Origin of the sequence: Oceanobacillus sp. FSL W7-1281 (genome assembly GCF_037969835.1) — a bacterium.
Classification (GTDB): domain Bacteria; phylum Bacillota; class Bacilli; order Bacillales; family Amphibacillaceae; genus Oceanobacillus; species Oceanobacillus oncorhynchi.
In genome coordinates this window covers 2,895,770-2,913,702 of record NZ_CP150214.1, presented here as the reverse complement: position 1 = coordinate 2,913,702, position 17,933 = coordinate 2,895,770, and the positions used below count along the sequence as shown (strand labels likewise).

Here is a 17,933-nt window from a genome sequence, read left to right as displayed (position 1 = left end):
TTGATAACAGGAGAAATCGGAGCTTTTATTTCATTTAATTTGATTGGTTTTGATCTGTATCGTACATTTCTTTTAAATCATCGGTTATTGTATTTTTATCGAGTTTTATTCCATTCCGGTAAGCTGATCTTGTAACCATCAGGCTGGCTACCGGAGCTGTCAGGAATAAGAACAGAATAGCTAATAATATTTTTGCGTTCATCTCGCCCTGAGTTAAAAAGTGGATAAATACAGCCAGCATGATAAAAATAACACCTAACGTTGCGCTTTTACCGGAAGCGTGTGCACGGCTATAGACATCCTTTAACCGGAGTATACCGATGGCGCTTACTACGGCAAAAAATACCCCAATGACAACAAAGATGGCTACAATTCCTTCAATCATCGCGGTCAATGACAACACCTCTTTCCAGGAATTTTGAAAGGGTCAAGGTCCCGACAAATCCCAAAATAGTCAGTACGAGAACAATGTCAGAGAACACGGATGTGTCTTGTAAAATCATCAGTATCCCGATAAATCCGACAAGCAGAACACCAATAGCATCCAACGCCAGAATTCTATCCTGTGTAGACGGACCAATTATAACACGGATAAACAATAAAACGAGGGCGACGGAAAGTGCACTCAATGCAACAATCAAAATTGTATCAAACATTATTTCGTCACCTCCATAATTGCTTTTTCAAAAGAGTCCTGGATATCCTTAATCATAATTTCTTTATCCGGCACATCAATCGAATGGACATAAATGGTTTTGCTGTCATCTGAGAAATCCATGGAAATCGTTCCAGGAGTCAAGGTGATTAATGCTGCCAGCATAGAGATTTCAAAATCTGATTCTAAACATGTTCTGACAGCAACAATTCCAGGCTGATGATCTTGCTTTGGATTAAGCACTACTTTCACAACATCAATATTTGCCTTGATTAATTCAATCATAAACAAATAAATTAGTTTCATAATCGCCCAGACCTTTTTTAAATAAAAATCAAACTTTAGGAAACGGCGTATGATAAATAAAATTAAAATCCCAATGAAATAACCGGAAAGAAAACTTACGAATGTATACTCATTTTGTAAAAACATCCAGAGTATCGCGAGCAAAACGTTTATTAATATTTGAAAAGGCATAGCAACTACTCCTTCAGCACAGATTCAATATAATTTGTAGGATTCATAATATCTTCTGCAACTTCCATCGAATAGGTGAAAATTGGTTCCGCTGCAAATCCTAAAATAATGGTAAGTGCAACAAGCGGTAAGATCGGCAGTAAAAGTTTTCCTACGGGAATCTTTGCTTGTGCCTCTGTATGCTTCTGCTTGCCCCAAAAAGCGTAACTGAAAATTTTCATCATAGAAAATAAGGTCAGAAGCCCAACCAGGAGCGCTACCGCAGAAATGACATACTGTTGTTCCTCAAAGCCCGCTAATATTATCGGGAACTTACTAAAGAACCCGCTTAACGGCGGAATACCTGCTAAGGAAATGGCAGTGATAAAGAACAGCCAGGCAAGCCAAGGATGGGTTCCAATCAATCCGCCCATTTTCTTTAAATCGGTTGTTCCCGTAATTTTCTGTGTTGCTCCAGCAAATAAGAAAAGTGCTGTTTTTACAATCATATGATGCGCAATATAGTAAATGGCGCCGGCAACAGCCAAAGGAGTGAAGATACCAAGCCCCATCACCATATAGCCGACCTGGCTGATAATATGATAGGAGAGAATCCGCTTGAAATCAAATTGCGATACAGCTCCAAGAACTCCGAATAACATGGTAAAACCGGCAATCGTAACAATTAATCCTTTGTGCGTAAAGCCTGTATCATGATTGAAAATTACAGTAAATGTACGGATAATCGCATAAATACCTACTTTGGTCAACAGACCCCCAAATAAGGCTGCTATAGCAGCAGGAGGACCGTAATAGGACTTCGGAAGCCAAAAATAAAGTGGGAATAAGGCTCCTTTAGAAGCAAAAACAATAAACAGCATAATAGCTACTATATTGAGGGCGCCAGTCTGATCTAATTCCGAAACACGCTGGGCGATATGCGCCATATTCATTGTTCCGGTAATAGAATAAATCCATGCTATCCCTACAATAAAGAGGGCGGAAGCAAAAATGTTGATGATTACATACTTAAAGGACTCTCTTAACTGATAGCCTGTCCCTCCATGAACAATCAATCCATAAGAGGCAATCAACATTACTTCAAAGAACACAAATAGATTAAATAGATCGCCTGTTAAAAAAGAACCGTTGACCCCAATCATTAAGAAAAGATAAAGCGGGTAGAAAAACTGCTTTTCACGGTCTCTCGCGATTGTCTGGAAAGCAAAGAACAAACAGACGGTACCTACTAAAGTAGATAGAAGCAGCATCAGTGTTGAAAGTAAATCTGCAACAATAACAATTCCAAAAGGTGCCTCCCAGTCGCCGACTTCCAATACGAGCGTTCCATGCTGGTACACATAAATGGCTAAGTAAACGGAAAGTGCCAGTAAAGCAAGCATTGTAACTCCGCTTATCACACGCTGTATCGTGTGTCGTTTGTATAAAAGTATAAGTATAGCGCCGATTATGAAAGGTATAATAACCGGCAGAATAATTACATTACTCATCAGCAGAACCCCTTAATTCTTCTAAATCGTCTGTTTTATGCACTTTATAGGTCCGATAAGACATAACTAACAATAAAGCAGTAACAGCAAAAGCAATAACGATGGCTGTCAGTACCAGCGCCTGAGGCAGCGGATCTGTATATGCTTCTGCTTCAAAACTTAAAACAGGAGCAGCACCGCGCTGCAGCCCGGACATCGTTAATAATAAAAGATGCACGGCGTGAGAAAGTAATAATGTAGCTGCAACAACGCGGAGCAGGTCTTTAGACATAAACAGATAAATCGTTACGCTAAAAACAATTCCTATGACAATTGACATTAATAGTTCCATTATTTATCATCCTCCGCAATCGTCAGAATAATTGCAAGTGCACTGGCCAGTACAACAAAGTAAACACCTAAATCAAAAGGCAGTGCGGTGGTCAATTCAACTTCTCCCAGGATTGGCAGTCTAAAATAGTCAAAGAATTGTTTTAGATAAGGAAAACCAAAAACCATAGAGACCACACCTGTTACACTGGCAAAAAGTAACCCGATGCCGATTATTTTTATATAATCAAATCGAATGACCTTCTTAATGGAATTTAAGCCAAATGAGAGGTACAAAATAAGAATGGCACTTGCAGTCATTAGACCTCCAATAAATCCTCCGCCAGGGCTGTTATGACCTGCGAGCAGTAAATAGATAGAGAAGGAGAGGACAATCAAAATAATGAGTCTGGTCAATGTCTGCAGCATCATATTATTTGGTTTTTTCATCATACGTCCTCACTTCCTTTAAAACGTAATCGTATTAAACTGACAACGGTTAATACCGCTAAAGCGACAACAAGCACTTCCAGCATGGTATCAAGACCACGGAAATCCACCAGGATAACATTTACGATGTTATATCCTCCAGCTTCTTCCTTGGCATTTTCAGTATAGTACTCGGAAATCGAAGAATAATTTGCCTCTTGTCCCAATGAAAATGCAGATAGGGAACCAAGTGTAATCATCAGCCCAAATCCAATGGAAATGATTAATTTAACAGCCTTCAATTTTGGAGGTGTTTTTACCTTCTTCAATTTCGGCAAGTGATAAAAGACAAGCATAAACAAAATAACGGATACGGTTTCGATAAGCAGCTGCGTCAATGCTAAATCCGGAGCTCGGAACAGAACAAACAATAGAGCTACGATAAAGCCGCTGACACTTGTTGCGATAATTAATGCTACCCGATTATTAATAAACGGAATAACAATAACAGACCCGATAAATACTGCAATGACAAACCATACGTAAATTGGCACCGGTGATAAATCAAGCGATTGGATCGCCGGTAAATTATAACGGTACATCGTATAGGCCATTATCAATATGATAAATGTACACATATAGATGAAGTAATCTCTTAACCTGCCTGTCATCTGGATGCGTGTTAGCCATTGAGACCCTTTTACTAAGCCGTCATATCCATAATCATAGGCGTAGTTGAACAAATCACGTTCCCCGCGGTAGAATGCGGTATTTTCCCATTTTTTAAAGGTCATAAATAAGATGACACCCAATACTACCACACCGATTGTCATCCATAACTCTGGTGCTAAAAAGCCATGCCAGTGAGTGATGTGTACATCAAAAAACTCTCCTGGAGAAAGAATGCCGGGTGCGATAGCAGCCATAGCAGGCTCGATAATGGAGTACGCTAACAGATTAGGGAAAAGCCCGAATACAACCACAAGAACAGCGAGTATGATAGGGCTGATCAGCATACCGATCGGAGCCTCATGCACATGTTGTACTTTTAGCTTACTGCTATCGAATTTACCCATAAACGTATTTGAAAACATCAGGATACAATATAAGAAGGTAAATACGCTGGCAATCCAAGCAATAATCGGAATGATAAATCCAAATGTTTCTAAATGGAAAATACCGTATTCCGTCACATTCAGCATCCCTGTCAAAAACATCTCTTTACTTAAAAAGCCATTAAATGGAGGCAATCCTGCCATCGAAGCCAGTCCAATAAGAGAAATGGTTGCTGTAACAGGCATTATGGTCATTAATCCGCCTAATTTGCGAATATCTCTTGTTCCGGTCTCATGATCAACGATTCCGGCTGCCATAAACAGACTTCCTTTAAAGGTTGCATGGTTAACCAGATGAAATACCGCTGCTAAGATGGCGGTCATGTATAACGCATTGTCCCCATCCTGAAAATAGAATGCAGCAGAGCCTGTCCCAAGTAAACTCATGATTAAACCGAGCTGACTTATGGTGGAAAAGGCCAGAATTCCTTTTAGATCCTTTTGCCGTACTGCTGAAATAGAGCCCCATGTTAAGGTAACTAATCCGGCAATGGTAATAATCCAGAACCATTCTGGTGCACCTCCGAATACCCCGGTCAATCTGGCAACAAGATAAATTCCTGCTTTTACCATGGTTGCAGAGTGGAGATAAGCACTGACGGGTGTCGGCGCTTCCATTGCATCTGGAAGCCAGATGTGGAATGGAAATTGAGCCGACTTGGTAAATGCGCCTAGTAAGACCAGAATCATTGCCGGGATAAATAATCCGCTCGCCATAACAATGTCCGCATTTGCTATCAGCTCCCTGATACTGAATGTGCCGGCAATAACGTAAAGTAAAGAAAAACCAGCGAGCATGGATAATCCGCCGAAAACGGTGATATACATTGACTTTTGAGCACCATAAATAGATTTTTCTCTCGTATACCAGTAACTGATTAATAATGAAGAAGCGATACTTGTTACTTCCCAGAAAACATAAATAACAATTAAGTTATCGGAAAGAACGACTCCTAACATAGCACCCATAAACATTAAAAGATAGACATAGAAATTGTTTAACTTTTCTTTTCTTTTCGACAAATAGTAAATAGAGTAGAGAACAACAAGTGCTCCGATTCCTGTAATCAATAATGCGAAAAGCAGACTTAGACCGTCAACATATACGTTGAAGTTTATTCCGAGGGAAGGAACCCAGTCCAAATTATTTAAAATTGCTTCGCCAGATGATGTTCTAGGTATAAAAGATAGAAAATAGATGAATAGTACCAGAGGCAGAATCAAAACAAACCAGCCAGTATGTATTCTCTTTAAATACTTATACAAGAATGGAATAAGTATGGCTGCGATAAACGGTGATAAAACAGCCCAGTGTAGTAACGTCAAAAGTAATTCCTCCTTTTACAAAAATAGCGAATTCCTTTTAACTGTAGAGCAAAATAAAATACTTTAAATATTCCTTCAGTTAAAAGTGTTCAAGTTCATTTCTAATGTTGAAAACAAAAAGCCTGCCTATTATGAATAAGAATAGGGATGGAAGCTTTCATTTTACAGAGCACATAAAGGTTATTCGGTGTGATAATGAAGGGGGAATACCATGCTTTCTATTTATTCTCCATCTCTTTACGGTTTTTTGCACAAAGTCAGAGTGCTACATTTGATTATAACCTATTCAGAAGATGGATGCATACAAAAAGAATGCGATTACCAGGATGAAAAGCTTGTATTTTAAATAGGAAGAAACAAGGGAAAAAAGCGAAAAAAAAAAACTTCAATTTTTAAATTGAAGTTTGGGAAACAAGACAAAATTATACAGATTCTTTAATTTTATGAGATAGAGATCTTTTATGGATTTCTTCCTCAAACAAAGAAAGAAAATCAGGACTTAAGTTTAATGATATTGCTGTATAATATGATTCTAGTAATAGTTCGTCCGATAATGTTTCCACAATACAACCTCCTCAAGTGTCAGCATTTCTATTAAGTTAATAATAATTTAACACGTGTATCTTGTGTTAACAAGCTATAACTTATCTACATATAGTTGTATATAAGTTGTGTATAAGAAGGGGGGTAACCCTGCTTACTGTTGTTATTAAAACATTTTTATGTTGATAAAGTTATCCACAAAATCGAAAAACATCGGAATTTGTCGAACGATTTTCAAGAGATGAAGGCATTTTTGATGATCAGCATGCATAGTTCCCAATTAATAAAAAAAAATTGGAAATCACTGTCGACTGGATGAACATCCCTAATGAAGGCAATAATTCTTTGAAACGCTAGTCAGTTGTAGTAGGATTAGGTATAATGTGATATAGCAAAGTGTTGCTTTTGTTTTGAAACGAACAGTTAGAGGAATATTTTCTATAAGCTGTTTTTACATAAAACGAAACTTCATTTCGCGGGAGTTTTGTTTCTCTCCCGCTAAGCGTCAGCCGAGTGATTTGGGGAGTCGGCGTCTGTTATCGCCAGCCTGAATAAATTTATTCTTATGTTTTATTTACAGACGGCTCTCCGTGATAAAAAGTATCATGTGCAGGAAAAATAAAATTGTTGTTAATCGGAAATCTTGAGGTGTGTATATGTTTTCTAAATTTTTGCCGGATGAGCAAATTGATCAAATTTTTGACTTGAAACCAGAGAAATTAAAAGAAAAGGGAATCAAGGGGATTATTACGGATTTGGATAATACGCTTGTTGCATGGGATGTGAAAGATGCAACCCCTGATGTGATTACATGGTTTAAAACAATGGAAGAAAATGATATAAAAGTAACCATCATATCAAATAATAATCAAGAACGTGTCACCGTTTTTTCGGAGCCGCTTGGAACTCCCTTTGTATTTAGTGCCAGAAAGCCTTTGAGCAGAGCTTTTAAGACTGTTGCAAAGCAAATGGATTTGAAAAAAGAAGAAATTTTAGTCGTCGGTGACCAGGTGATGACGGATGTCCTCGGGGGTAATATGGCCGGATTCTATACTGTACTGGTCGTTCCTGTAGTGCAGACAGACGGAAAAATAACAAAGGTTAACCGTTTTATGGAAAGAATTATTTTAAAAAGAATTAAGAACAAGGATAAGCGTTATAAGGAGGAATAAGGTTGGAGCAACATATTTGTCAAGGATGCGGAAGTATTATTCAGACAGAGCATCCGAATGAAGCAGGATATGCGCCAGTCAGCGCATTAGAGAAAGACGTTATTTTATGTAAAAGATGTTTTCGTTTGAAGCATTATAATGAAATTCAGGATGTGTCAATAACGGATGCAGACTTTTTGAAAATGGTCAGTTCCATACGTGATAGAAATGGATTGATAGTGCATATCATCGATGTGTTTGATGTAGATGGTACGCTATTAAGTAATTTGCCGAGGATTACGGGGGACAACCCGATTATTTTAGTTGGCAATAAGCTGGATTTATTGCCAAAATCGACAAATGAAAATAAATTAAAACAGTGGCTGCGTCATGAAGCGAGCCAGCTGGGGATCAAAATAAAGGATGTTGTATTGATTTCTTCTGTAAAAGGAAAAGGAATAGATGAGCTGAAGGAAAAAATAGAAACACATCGGTCCGGCAAGGATGTATTTATTGTTGGTGTCACGAATGTCGGGAAATCAACATTTATCAACCGCTTGATTAAAGAATCAACAGGAGAAGAGGATGCCATTACGACGTCTTACTTCCCGGGAACTACATTAGGATTTATCGAAATACCATTAGATGAAGATTCGTTTTTAGTAGATACACCGGGAATCGTTAATAAACAGCAAATGGCTCACTATGTTTCTGAAAAAGAATTAAAAATGATTACACCAAAAAAAGAAATTAAGGCTAGAGTTTACCAATTGCAGGAACAGCAGACCCTATACATTGGCGGCTTAGTAAGGCTGGACTTTATTAAAGGAGAGAAACAATCCTTTGTATGTTACTTCTCGAATGACTTAACGATTCACCGGACAAAACTGGAGAATGCGGATGAATTATACGAGAAGCATGCCGGAGAGCTGTTATCTCCGCCGTATAAAGAACAGTTGGAGAATTTTCCGCCGCTTACGGCACACAGCTTTAAAATAGAAAAAGGAAAAGTAGATATTGTTTTTCCGGGATTAGGCTGGATCAGTGTGCAGGGCGATGGGGCTACGGTAGCTGCTCATAGTCCCAAAGGTGTTTCTGTCACAACGAGAAAATCCTTTTTATCCGGGCAGCAGTAACCAGGTACATTTCTGAGAGAAGATAAAAATAATATTAGATACCACCTATTTGTAATAGAGAGACAGGAGGCGTTTCGTTGAGTTTAAAATTGAAATTAATCGGTTATCCCATCAAGCATTCCTTATCACCTTGGATCCAGACATGTTTTTTAGAGCGTTCCGGGCTGGAGGGCTCTTATACATTGCATGAAATATCAAGTAAGGAAATTTTTGATGAAGAAATGAAAAAGTTAAGAGAAGAAGAAGTGAATGGATTTAATATTACGGTTCCTTATAAGCAGACAATTATTCCTTATCTGGATAGAATTGATATTACTGCGGAACGCGTGGGGGCAGTCAATACTGTTTCTTTGGAAGGAAATGAATGGGTAGGCTATAATACGGACGGAATCGGCTATGTACAGGCATTGCGCGATAAGTTTCCTGATATGGACAGGAATATAGATGTTCCTATTTTAATACTCGGTGCCGGCGGAGCTGCACGAGGTATTTTCCATGGACTGACTCAGGCGGGCTATACGAATTTGACGCTTGCCAACCGGACGAAGTCAAAATGTGAAGATATTATGAAAGGAACCAGTGCTTCTGTTATCACGCTGGCAGAGGCTGAGAAAGACATTGCAGCATACGATGTTATTATACAAACCAGCTCTGTTGGGATGGAGGAACCAAAGCAAATCGTAGACCTGTCTAATTTAAAAGCAGGCACGATCGTCAGTGATATTGTATATCAGCCGCTTATGACACAGTTTTTAAAGCAGGCAGCAGAAAAAGGCGGCCGGATTCATTATGGACATACGATGCTGCTTTATCAAGCGCAGAAGGCATTTGAAATCTGGACCAATAAAAATGTCGATGTCACCGGAATGGATGAAGAGATGATAACCAAGATAAAAGGAGATAAAGCAGATGTTAACCAATAAACAAAAGCAATTTTTACGAAGTGAATCGCATCATATTAAGCCTATTTTCCAGGTTGGAAAAGATGGGGTAAATGAAAATATGGTCACACAAATCAGCGAAGCATTAGAGAAGAGAGAATTGATAAAGGTCAGTATTCTTCAGAATTGTGTAGAGGATAAACATGTTGTTGCTGAACAGATTTCTGCCGGCACGGAAGCAGAAGTGGTACAAATCATCGGCAATACGATTATTTTGTATAGAGAGTCAACGGACCATAAAGAAATTAAGTTACCATAAACAGAGGCTGTTCATAAAGCCGCCAGCGGTCATAATGGGACAAGTAATCCAAATGACGCTTCATGCTTGAACGCACATTAATAATTTCAGAAGGTGAGTCTTTGAAAAAGATTGGAATTTTAGGCGGGACATTTAACCCGCCGCATATAGGGCATTTATGGATTGCTGAAGAAGTAAGAATCCGAAAGCAATTGGATGAAATATGGTTCATTCCGACGCGGACGCCCCCTCATAAAGATACTGTCGTTTTGGATGCATCCCATCGCTTGCGGATGCTTCATTTGGCAATCAAGGATAATCCTTATTTTCAAGTAAATGCGCTAGAGCTGGAAAGAGAAGGAAAATCATACACTTATGACACGATAAAGGAACTGACGGCGGACTTTCCAGAGGCTGATTTCAGCTTTATTATCGGCGGCGATATGGTAGATTATCTGCCCAAATGGAATCGGGTGGAGGAATTAGTTCATATGGTTCGTTTTATAGGGGTATCGAGACCGGGGTATACATTAGATACACCTTACCCTGTGGAACGCTTGGAGATACATCCTTTAGATATTTCCTCTACCTTTATCAGAAATCGATTAGGGAAGGGGGAGAGAGTTCGTTATTTGCTTCCTGATGGTGTGATGAATTATATTAAGGAGAATCAGATTTATGAATATAGATAACCTGAAGGCAGACTTGAAGGAAAGGCTGACGAAAGGAAGATATGAGCATACGTTGAGAGTAACAGATACAGCAGTAGAGCTTGCTGTAAACTTTCATGAATCCGTAGAAAATGCTACTATCGCTGCCTTATTTCATGATTACTGTAAATGTGATTCCTTAGAGGAAATGAAGCAAACCATTGAAACGAGCAGCGAACTTCCGGATGTGCTTCTTTCTTTTCATCATGAATTATGGCATGGGCCAGTTGCATCGGTCCGGATAGAAGAAAATTATGCGATTACGGATCAAGAGATAAAAGATGCCATTTACTTCCATACAACGGGAAGAGCGAATATGACAAAGCTGGATAAAATTATCTTTATTGCTGACTATATTGAGCCGTTCAGAAATTTTCCCGGGGTAGAGGAAGTGAGAGAGACAGCTAAGACAGATTTAACAAAAGCATGTTACCAGGCAGCGAAGAATACGATTCGTTTCTTGATGGAAAGGGACAATACTGTATACCCTGACAGCTTTCATGCTTATAACGACTTAAATCAACACGTTTTTGGAGGAATAAAAAAATGAATAATAAAGAATTAATTCAAGTAGTTGCAGAAGCCTGCGATGATAAAAGAGCAGAAAATATTGTTGCCTTAGATATGAACGAAGTATCTTTAGTCGCTGATTATTTCGTGATTTGCCACGGAAGCAATGAACGGCAGGTACAAGCAATTGCCCGGGCAATCAAAGAAACTGCAGAAGAAAATGGAAAAGACATTAAAAGAATGGAAGGCTTTGAAGAAGCGCGATGGGTTCTTGTTGATGTTGGTGATATTGTTTGTCATGTATTCCATAAGGATGAAAGATATTATTATAATTTAGAAAAATTATGGGGCGATGCGGACCGTGTTGCGCTGAATATTACGCAGGAAGGGTAAGGACAATGGCGTATCGAAAAATGGCTGCGGTCTATGATCAGCTGATGGATAATGTGCCATATGATGATTGGGTGGTTATGATTCAGCAAATGATAGCTCAGATAGAAAGACCAGTGCAGTCAATTATTGATTTAGGCTGTGGTACCGGAGTCATTACCCGGAAATTAGCTGCCGGCGGATATACAATGACGGGGGTAGACCAGTCCGGGGATATGCTCCATGAAGCACAAAAGGATTTAGAACCTGCAGATGGTATAAGCTGGTTAGAAGCAGATATAACAAAGCTGGATGGGGCAGAGCAGCGTTATGACATGGCAATCAGCTGCTGTGATGTAATAAATTATGTAACAGACCTTCAAGCTGTAGAACAAGCTTTTAAGAATGTTTATCAGCTGTTAGAAGCAGGCGGGATATTCTTCTTTGATGTCCATTCCATGCACACTGTAGAGGATATCTATATTGGCCAGACATTTTCCGATGTAATGGAGGAAGCGGCTTATATCTGGGAGTGCATCCCGGGAGAGGAAAAAGGAGAAATGTACCACCATGTTACCTTTTTCCATCAAGAAGAAGAAGACCGCTTTATTCGTTTTCAAGAAGAACATCATCAACGGACATTTCCGATAGAAGTATATAAAAATATTTTAAAAAATATCGGTTTTAAGAAAATCCAAATTTATGCTGATTTTTCATTAGAAGCAGATAATTGGACTGAACAATCAGAAAGAATTTTCTTTTTGGCTGAAAAATAAGCCGCAAAAGTGTATTGTAATCAGTTTTCCGAGAAAAAGGAGATTATCTTTCTTTGTCGAAATACTAAGATAAGAGGATACTATTTTGACAAAGAAGGAGGTAATACCTTTTGTATTGGTTAAAGAAAAATAGTTATATTTTTATTGTGATTGCTGCTGTTATTATTTTTTTTATCTTTATCAGCAAAGAAGAACCGTCCAGCCCGCTATCCGCCTCATTAATATCTTCAGATTTGGAAGAACCGACAGAAGCCCCGCCTACTGAGGAAACTCCGGCAGAACAAGCAGAACAACAAGCGCGAACAGCAGTGGTCGATGTAAAAGGAGAAGTGATGCAGCCGGGAGTATATGAAATGGAGCAAGGTGACCGGATCAGGGATATTATTGACCGAGCTGACGGGTTTACCGAAAATGCAGATGTTCTACAAGTGAATTTAGCACAGGTTGTTCAGGATGAGATGGTTGTCTTGATACCTGCTGTCGGCCAGGAAGAAGAACCTGCAGTGGATGCTCCTGCGGGGGAGCAGACAAATAACGATAAGATAAAAATAAATACGGCTTCCAGTGAGGAGCTGACTCAGCTTCCTGGTATCGGACCTGCTAAGGCGGAAGCGATTATTGCCCATCGTGATAATCATGGATTGTTTCAAACACCAGAGGATTTATTAGAGATTTCTGGTATTGGAGAAAAAACACTGGAGACGCTGATAGAGCATATCCAAGTGCCGTAGAAAATAAGGGAAAGAGGGAATCATCATGGAGAGAATTGCTTGGGATCAATATTTTATGGCGCAGAGTCATCTATTAGCTTTAAGAAGTACATGTACCCGCTTAATGGTAGGCGCTACGATTGTCCGGGATAAACGTATCATTGCCGGAGGTTATAATGGAAGCGTTTCTGGGGATGTACATTGTATCGATGAGGGCTGCTATGTCATTGACGGACATTGTGTACGGACGGTTCATGCGGAAGCAAACGCATTGCTGCAATGTGCGAAATTCGGAGTGCCGACAGACGGCGCTGATGTATATGTTACCCATTTCCCCTGTCTGCAATGCACAAAACAGCTGATTCAAAGCGGTATTAAAAATTTATTTTATGCAGAAGATTACAAGAATCATCCTTATGCAGTCCAGTTATTTAAAGAGGCTGGCGTGCAGACACAAAAAGTACCGTTGGTTGATGCTGTAGTGGATACAAAGTTTGAAGAAAAGACTGCTTTTATACATGCGCTGATGGAGAAATTGGATGCATCCAATTTGACGCCGGATGAAACAGAGACAATAAAAGCCGATGCAGAGCGGCTGTTTTTTAGTGAAGAGAGAAAGCATTGAGGGGATATTGGCATTTTCCTGCAATTGCAGCCGTGTCAGCCATTTTATATCATTTATTGGATATGAAATGGCTGCTCCTTCTTTTTATACTCTGGCTCATTTGGCTCAAGCTTCTGAAAAAAATGAATGTCACCGTTTGGCTGGTTACAATGTTCAGCTTCATCACCTTTTTATCTATTATTCCGGTTATTCCCCAGACCGTATATGAAGAAAACTCGATAGATGCAGAAATTACCGGGAAAATCGAAGGAGAAGTAAAGCTTAGCTCCAAACAAATTCAATTCACCCTCCAGCCTCTACAAAATTCCTCTAAACTGTCAGTTACGTATTTTCCTGAAAAGGATGAAGATTTTCGTGAAATTCCTCTTGAGCATGCTTTATTTCATGGCTCCACCTGCACCATTCAGCAAACAGTTGAAATTCCCCCTTCCAGTACAAATCCCGCACAATTTGATTTCCGTCAATTTTTACTGCAAAAACAAATTACCCATCAAGCTGTTTTAGAGGATTTTAATCAAATTAACTGTGCCGCTGAAAAAGGCATCCTTCCATTACTTTATAAGGTGAGGACAGAGCTGCTGAATGAAATGGAGGATACTTGGAGTGATAATACTGCCCCGTGGATTAATGCCATCGTTTTCGGAGATTCCTCAGCAATGGAAGAGTCTGTTACAGAGTTATTTCAGCGGTTTGGTCTCTCGCATATTATTGCTATCTCAGGCACCCATGTCACCTTGGTCATCGCTTTTTTATATTTGATTTTAGTGAAAGGGAACCTGCTGACAAAAGAGAAATCACAGCTGTTTTTAATCTTGTTTCTTCCGCTTTACGCCATATTGGCTGGAGCGAATCCCCCTGTTCTCCGTGCCGCTTCAATGATGATCGGACTCCTTTTATTTCAAAAGTTTCGATGGAAACTGCCGTATTCTGATTTGCTGTGCATTATCTTTATGGTGTTTATTCTTTGGGATCCTTATATCATTTACCATATCGGATTTCAGTTTTCCTTCGCAGTCACCTTTGCCATACTTCTGTCTCAGGAATGGATCAGCAAATCCAAATCGCCTGTTTGGAAGGTTTTTCAAGTAAGCTTTATTGCACAAATGGCAATTCTTCCGCTCCAGATTTATTATTTCAATATCTTTCATCCGTTGTCTATTCTGATGAATCTGACAGTTGTTCCTTATTTTACCTTCTTCGTCATTCCGCTTATGTATGTTTTTGCAGTTGTTCATTTTTTACCAGATAGTATGCTCGTCAAACTGGATAAGGCTTTTATATTTATTCATGAAAGGGCTCTGGGAGCTATTGAATGGGTCGATAATACATTCGTTCCGCCAATGTATTTAGACCAGTTATCTATTTTCAGTGTCATGTTTTATTTTGCTTGTTTTTTCTTGTTTATGAAGTTTTTAGAGCGAAGACAGGAAAAAGCAGCTTGGATTGCAGGGATTCTTTTAATCCTTCCAGTTTTAATGACGGCAGCCAAGCCGTATTTTCAGGAGGAAGGTATTGTGACCATGTTTGATATGGGGCAGGGGGATGCTATTTTAGTGGAAGCGGCAAAAAGAGAAGCAGTTGTTATGATTGATGCTGGCTCTGCTTTTCATTTTGAAGATATGGAACCGACCAGAGGAGTGTATAAAAATATTATTCGTACTTATTTTCATCAGCGGGGGATTAAAGAATTGGATGCGATTATTGTTACACATGACGATGTCGATCACTTTGGGAGTGTCCGTTTTATTTTAGAAGAGGTAAGTGTAAAGGAATTAATGGTAAGCGCCTATTTTGATCCGCTGCTATTAGAAGAATTCCAAGCAATTCAGCCATCACTAAATATAACGCAGATTGGCGCAGGGGATGTACTGAACTTTCATGATGCTATTTCCTTTCAGGTATTGGCGCCGGATATAGATACGGGAAATTCAAATGACAATTCGATTGTTCTATATACAAATTTTGGCTTGAAATGGCTGTTCACTGGAGACATCAGCAAAGAAATAGAAGAAAAAATAATACATGATTATCCTGCACTGCAAATCGATATTTTAAAAGTGGCGCACCATGGCAGTAAAACATCTACAGGGGAAGCGTTTATAGATACAGTTCAGCCGCGTTTCGCTTTAATTTCGGCCGGGAGAAATAACCGCTATAATCATCCGAATGAAGAAGTATTGGACATATTGGAAAGGTATGGAATTCAAGTGTATCGTACAGATGAGGATGGGGCGATTCAATTTTATTACACGGTGGAAGGAGGAACCTTTTCAACCTTTTTACCATAAAATATAATAAGAAAATAAACCTTACCGGATAACAAAAAAAGAAGAGATAGCATCCCTTCTTTTTGACCCTCTATCTCTTTTATTATTGACCAATTACGCTGATGGTAACGCCCACCGCAAAAATGATAAAGAAAAAGAGAAATGAAAAGGTAAATCCTTTAATGGAGTCTACAACATCGCTGCCTTTGTACTGCGGATCTTTTTCGAATTCGTTCAAGATATACCCCTCCTCTGCTCACTATTATAGTATAAATCATCCACATAAAAAAATCTACATTCTTTGCATGATTCCTTCTTCATATGGTAACAGCCATTTTTAGCAACAGTTGACATCTATAGTTTTTGCACAGAAGCGCAAATTATATATAAGCAAATATCGTTCTTAAGATTTGTTTCTAGAGCTTATTTTAAGACGTTTAATATAGATGCTTCATAAAGGGAGGATGCAAAAGTCTTGCGGTTCTTCCTTTATTTTTTTGTTGCGTTTATGTCTGCTTCCTTATAGGATAAAAAGAGACGAGTTTATGCATGGAACATTCACATGCTCCGAATCGAAATAATGTCTAGATGGGAAGCGTAATATGCATGATGGACCAAATAAAAAAAATAAAAAGTAATCAGATTCAGCCGGTTTACTTTGCTTTTGGAACAGAATCCTTTTTTCTGGAACAATTAAAAGACAAGTTAATAAAAACGGTGTTAGATGGAGATAAAACGAATTTATCTCTTTATGATTTAGAAGAAACCTCCATACAGGAAGTATTAGCAGATGCAGAAACATTTCCATTTTTCGGTGAGCGAAAATTAATATTTGCTGCCAATGCTTCCTTTGTGAAAACAAAACCCGATAAAACACCGTTTGAGCATGATTTAACGTATTTACAGGAGTATCTGCAAAATCCGCCTGAGTATTCGGTGTTATTGGTTATAGCGCCTTATGAAAAATTAGATGAGCGTAAAAAGGTAACAAAACAATTAAAAAAACTGGCGTCCCCTGTGGATTGTCAGCAAGTAAAAGAAAAAGATGCAAGAAATTGGATTCAAAGTCTGATGAAGTCATATGAGATAGATATTGAACAAGAGGCGATGGAAATATTGGAAGCAGAGGTTTCTAATAATATCCAGCTCCTGCAAAGCGAGATGGAGAAGCTTGCTCTTTATGTTGGAGAAAATGGGGTTGTTACAAAAGATATTGCACAGCAGTTAGTGTCGCATACTCCGACCACTACGTCTATCGCACTTGTCGATGCAGTTATGAAAGGAAGTATTCAGGAAGCAATTCAAATTTATCAGGATTTAGAGAAAATGAACGAGGATCCAATTGCGATGATTGGACTGCTTGCTTACCAATTTCGCATGATTTTAAGAGTGAAGCAGCTGAAAAAGAAGGGATATTCTCAATTTCAAATTCAGAAGCATATTGGCGCACATCCATATGTTATTAAAGTAGCAATGGCCAGAGAAGCAAAACTGTCTGAAGAGCGTCTGTCTTACATCCTTTGCCAGCTTGCAGAAACGGATGCCAAAATGAAGCAGGGGCTGATGGAAAAAGGGCTGGCATTTGAATTACTGTTGATGGATTTAGTATAGTGTGCTGCGTTTAAAAAACATAATAAAAGGTGAAGTATTTACGGCAATTGTCCGTACTTACTTCACCTTTTATTTATTATGATGCGTTAACTTTTTTTGCTAAACGAGATTTTTGACGGCTGGCAGCGTTTTTGTGGATAATTCCTTTTTGAGCCGCTTTATCAATTTGCTTGTTCGCAGATTGGAATGCTGCTTTTGCATTTTCCACATCGTTTGCTTCTACCAATTTTTCTACACGTTTAATCTCCGTACGCATTGCAGAAAGCTGGGAAACGTTATTAGCGCGTTTCTTTTGGTTAACTTCTACACGTTTGATTGCAGATTTAATATTTGCCATGTTTATTCACCTCCTAAAAAGTATACGATTTTAAAAACATGTTTTAGAGGTTGTTCAAGCTAAATTGCTTCTGAACATGCCCTTTTGTATGCTTTCATCAATTGTCAATATTCACAGTACGACAAGAGTATTTTACCAAAGCTCCCTAATCTTTTCAATAGAATTGTTGCTTAATCAATAAATTGGTATGAAATTATTCCAGGCGTGC

General features: G+C 38.8%; 22 protein-coding genes. 12 read left to right on the top strand and 10 right to left on the bottom strand.

Annotation, left to right across the window (positions count from 1 at the left end; translation table 11 throughout):
• Positions 1–34: 34 nt before the first annotated feature.
• The 8 genes from mnhG to MKX55_RS14445 all read right to left on the bottom strand — a co-directional run bounded on the left by mnhG (position 35) and on the right by MKX55_RS14445 (position 6,364).
• Positions 35–385, bottom strand: coding sequence for a monovalent cation/H(+) antiporter subunit G (gene mnhG, locus MKX55_RS14480; RefSeq protein ID WP_339185259.1), 351 nt, complete (start codon positions 383–385; stop codon positions 35–37).
• Positions 378–656, bottom strand: a complete 279-nt coding sequence (locus tag MKX55_RS14475; RefSeq protein ID WP_339233331.1) for a Na(+)/H(+) antiporter subunit F1 — start codon at positions 654–656, stop codon at positions 378–380. Before MKX55_RS14475 ends, mnhG begins: the two co-directional genes overlap by 8 nt.
• Positions 656–1,132 (bottom strand): Na+/H+ antiporter subunit E, encoded by a 477-nt coding sequence (locus MKX55_RS14470; RefSeq protein WP_339178087.1) that lies wholly within the window; start codon positions 1,130–1,132, stop codon positions 656–658. The genes MKX55_RS14475 and MKX55_RS14470 overlap by 1 nt, the downstream gene beginning before the upstream one ends.
• Before the next feature lie 5 nt (positions 1,133–1,137).
• On the bottom strand, positions 1,138–2,622 hold the full coding sequence (locus MKX55_RS14465; protein ID WP_339178086.1) for a Na+/H+ antiporter subunit D: 1,485 nt from the start codon (positions 2,620–2,622) through the stop codon (positions 1,138–1,140).
• The gene (locus MKX55_RS14460; RefSeq protein WP_212929077.1) at positions 2,615–2,953 is read right to left on the bottom strand and encodes a Na(+)/H(+) antiporter subunit C; all 339 of its coding nucleotides are present in this window, start codon (positions 2,951–2,953) and stop codon (positions 2,615–2,617) included. Before MKX55_RS14460 ends, MKX55_RS14465 begins: the two co-directional genes overlap by 8 nt.
• The gene (locus MKX55_RS14455) at positions 2,953–3,381 is read right to left on the bottom strand and encodes a Na(+)/H(+) antiporter subunit B (protein ID WP_193064690.1); all 429 of its coding nucleotides are present in this window, start codon (positions 3,379–3,381) and stop codon (positions 2,953–2,955) included. Before MKX55_RS14455 ends, MKX55_RS14460 begins: the two co-directional genes overlap by 1 nt.
• Positions 3,381–5,801, bottom strand: coding sequence for a Na+/H+ antiporter subunit A (locus MKX55_RS14450; protein ID WP_339233330.1), 2,421 nt, complete (start codon positions 5,799–5,801; stop codon positions 3,381–3,383). Before MKX55_RS14450 ends, MKX55_RS14455 begins: the two co-directional genes overlap by 1 nt.
• A gap of 422 nt (positions 5,802–6,223) precedes the next feature.
• A complete protein-coding gene (locus tag MKX55_RS14445; protein WP_193064671.1) occupies positions 6,224–6,364 on the bottom strand; it encodes a sporulation histidine kinase inhibitor Sda in 141 nt (46 codons plus the stop codon).
• Between the two features lie 636 nt (positions 6,365–7,000).
• On the opposite strand from MKX55_RS14445, the gene MKX55_RS14440 reads away from it, so the two are divergent.
• The 11 genes from MKX55_RS14440 (at position 7,001) to MKX55_RS14390 (ending at position 15,798) form a co-directional block, all read left to right on the top strand.
• Positions 7,001–7,516 (top strand): YqeG family HAD IIIA-type phosphatase, encoded by a 516-nt coding sequence (locus MKX55_RS14440; RefSeq protein WP_339233329.1) that lies wholly within the window; start codon positions 7,001–7,003, stop codon positions 7,514–7,516.
• A gap of 2 nt (positions 7,517–7,518) precedes the next feature.
• Positions 7,519–8,631: a ribosome biogenesis GTPase YqeH gene (gene yqeH / locus MKX55_RS14435; RefSeq protein WP_339233328.1), complete on the top strand. Its 1,113-nt coding sequence runs from the start codon at positions 7,519–7,521 to the stop codon at positions 8,629–8,631.
• 77 nt (positions 8,632–8,708) lie between these two features.
• Positions 8,709–9,554: a shikimate dehydrogenase gene (aroE, locus tag MKX55_RS14430; RefSeq protein ID WP_339233327.1), complete on the top strand. Its 846-nt coding sequence runs from the start codon at positions 8,709–8,711 to the stop codon at positions 9,552–9,554.
• The gene (gene yhbY / locus MKX55_RS14425) at positions 9,541–9,831 is read left to right on the top strand and encodes a ribosome assembly RNA-binding protein YhbY (RefSeq protein ID WP_339178077.1); all 291 of its coding nucleotides are present in this window, start codon (positions 9,541–9,543) and stop codon (positions 9,829–9,831) included. Before aroE ends, yhbY begins: the two co-directional genes overlap by 14 nt.
• Before the next feature lie 101 nt (positions 9,832–9,932).
• On the top strand, positions 9,933–10,502 hold the full coding sequence (locus tag MKX55_RS14420; RefSeq protein ID WP_339178075.1) for a nicotinate-nucleotide adenylyltransferase: 570 nt from the start codon (positions 9,933–9,935) through the stop codon (positions 10,500–10,502).
• Positions 10,489–11,070: a bis(5'-nucleosyl)-tetraphosphatase (symmetrical) YqeK gene (yqeK, locus tag MKX55_RS14415; RefSeq protein ID WP_339178073.1), complete on the top strand. Its 582-nt coding sequence runs from the start codon at positions 10,489–10,491 to the stop codon at positions 11,068–11,070. The genes MKX55_RS14420 and yqeK overlap by 14 nt, the downstream gene beginning before the upstream one ends.
• A complete protein-coding gene (rsfS, locus tag MKX55_RS14410; protein ID WP_339178070.1) occupies positions 11,067–11,423 on the top strand; it encodes a ribosome silencing factor in 357 nt (118 codons plus the stop codon). Before yqeK ends, rsfS begins: the two co-directional genes overlap by 4 nt.
• Positions 11,424–11,428: 5 nt before the next feature.
• A complete protein-coding gene (locus MKX55_RS14405; RefSeq protein ID WP_339233326.1) occupies positions 11,429–12,175 on the top strand; it encodes a class I SAM-dependent methyltransferase in 747 nt (248 codons plus the stop codon).
• Positions 12,176–12,285: 110 nt separating this feature from the next.
• Entirely contained in the window at positions 12,286–12,906 is a 621-nt protein-coding gene (locus MKX55_RS14400) for a helix-hairpin-helix domain-containing protein (RefSeq protein WP_339178064.1), read from the top strand.
• 25 nt (positions 12,907–12,931) lie between these two features.
• Positions 12,932–13,510 carry a ComE operon protein 2 gene (locus tag MKX55_RS14395; protein ID WP_339178061.1) on the top strand — a complete coding sequence of 193 codons (579 nt, stop codon included), beginning with the start codon at positions 12,932–12,934 and terminating at the stop codon, positions 13,508–13,510.
• Positions 13,507–15,798 (top strand): DNA internalization-related competence protein ComEC/Rec2, encoded by a 2,292-nt coding sequence (locus MKX55_RS14390; RefSeq protein ID WP_339233325.1) that lies wholly within the window; start codon positions 13,507–13,509, stop codon positions 15,796–15,798. Before MKX55_RS14395 ends, MKX55_RS14390 begins: the two co-directional genes overlap by 4 nt.
• Before the next feature lie 82 nt (positions 15,799–15,880).
• On the opposite strand, the gene MKX55_RS14385 is transcribed toward MKX55_RS14390, so the two are convergent.
• Positions 15,881–16,015: a YqzM family protein gene (locus MKX55_RS14385; RefSeq protein WP_040980284.1), complete on the bottom strand. Its 135-nt coding sequence runs from the start codon at positions 16,013–16,015 to the stop codon at positions 15,881–15,883.
• Positions 16,016–16,383: 368 nt separating this feature from the next.
• Here MKX55_RS14385 and holA point away from each other — a divergent pair, with 368 nt between their 5' ends.
• The gene (holA, locus tag MKX55_RS14380) at positions 16,384–17,388 is read left to right on the top strand and encodes a DNA polymerase III subunit delta (protein ID WP_339178054.1); all 1,005 of its coding nucleotides are present in this window, start codon (positions 16,384–16,386) and stop codon (positions 17,386–17,388) included.
• Positions 17,389–17,464: 76 nt separating this feature from the next.
• Here holA and rpsT read toward each other — a convergent pair whose 3' ends face one another.
• Positions 17,465–17,725, bottom strand: a complete 261-nt coding sequence (rpsT, locus tag MKX55_RS14375; RefSeq protein WP_339178052.1) for a 30S ribosomal protein S20 — start codon at positions 17,723–17,725, stop codon at positions 17,465–17,467.
• Between the last annotated feature and the right edge of the window lie 208 nt (positions 17,726–17,933).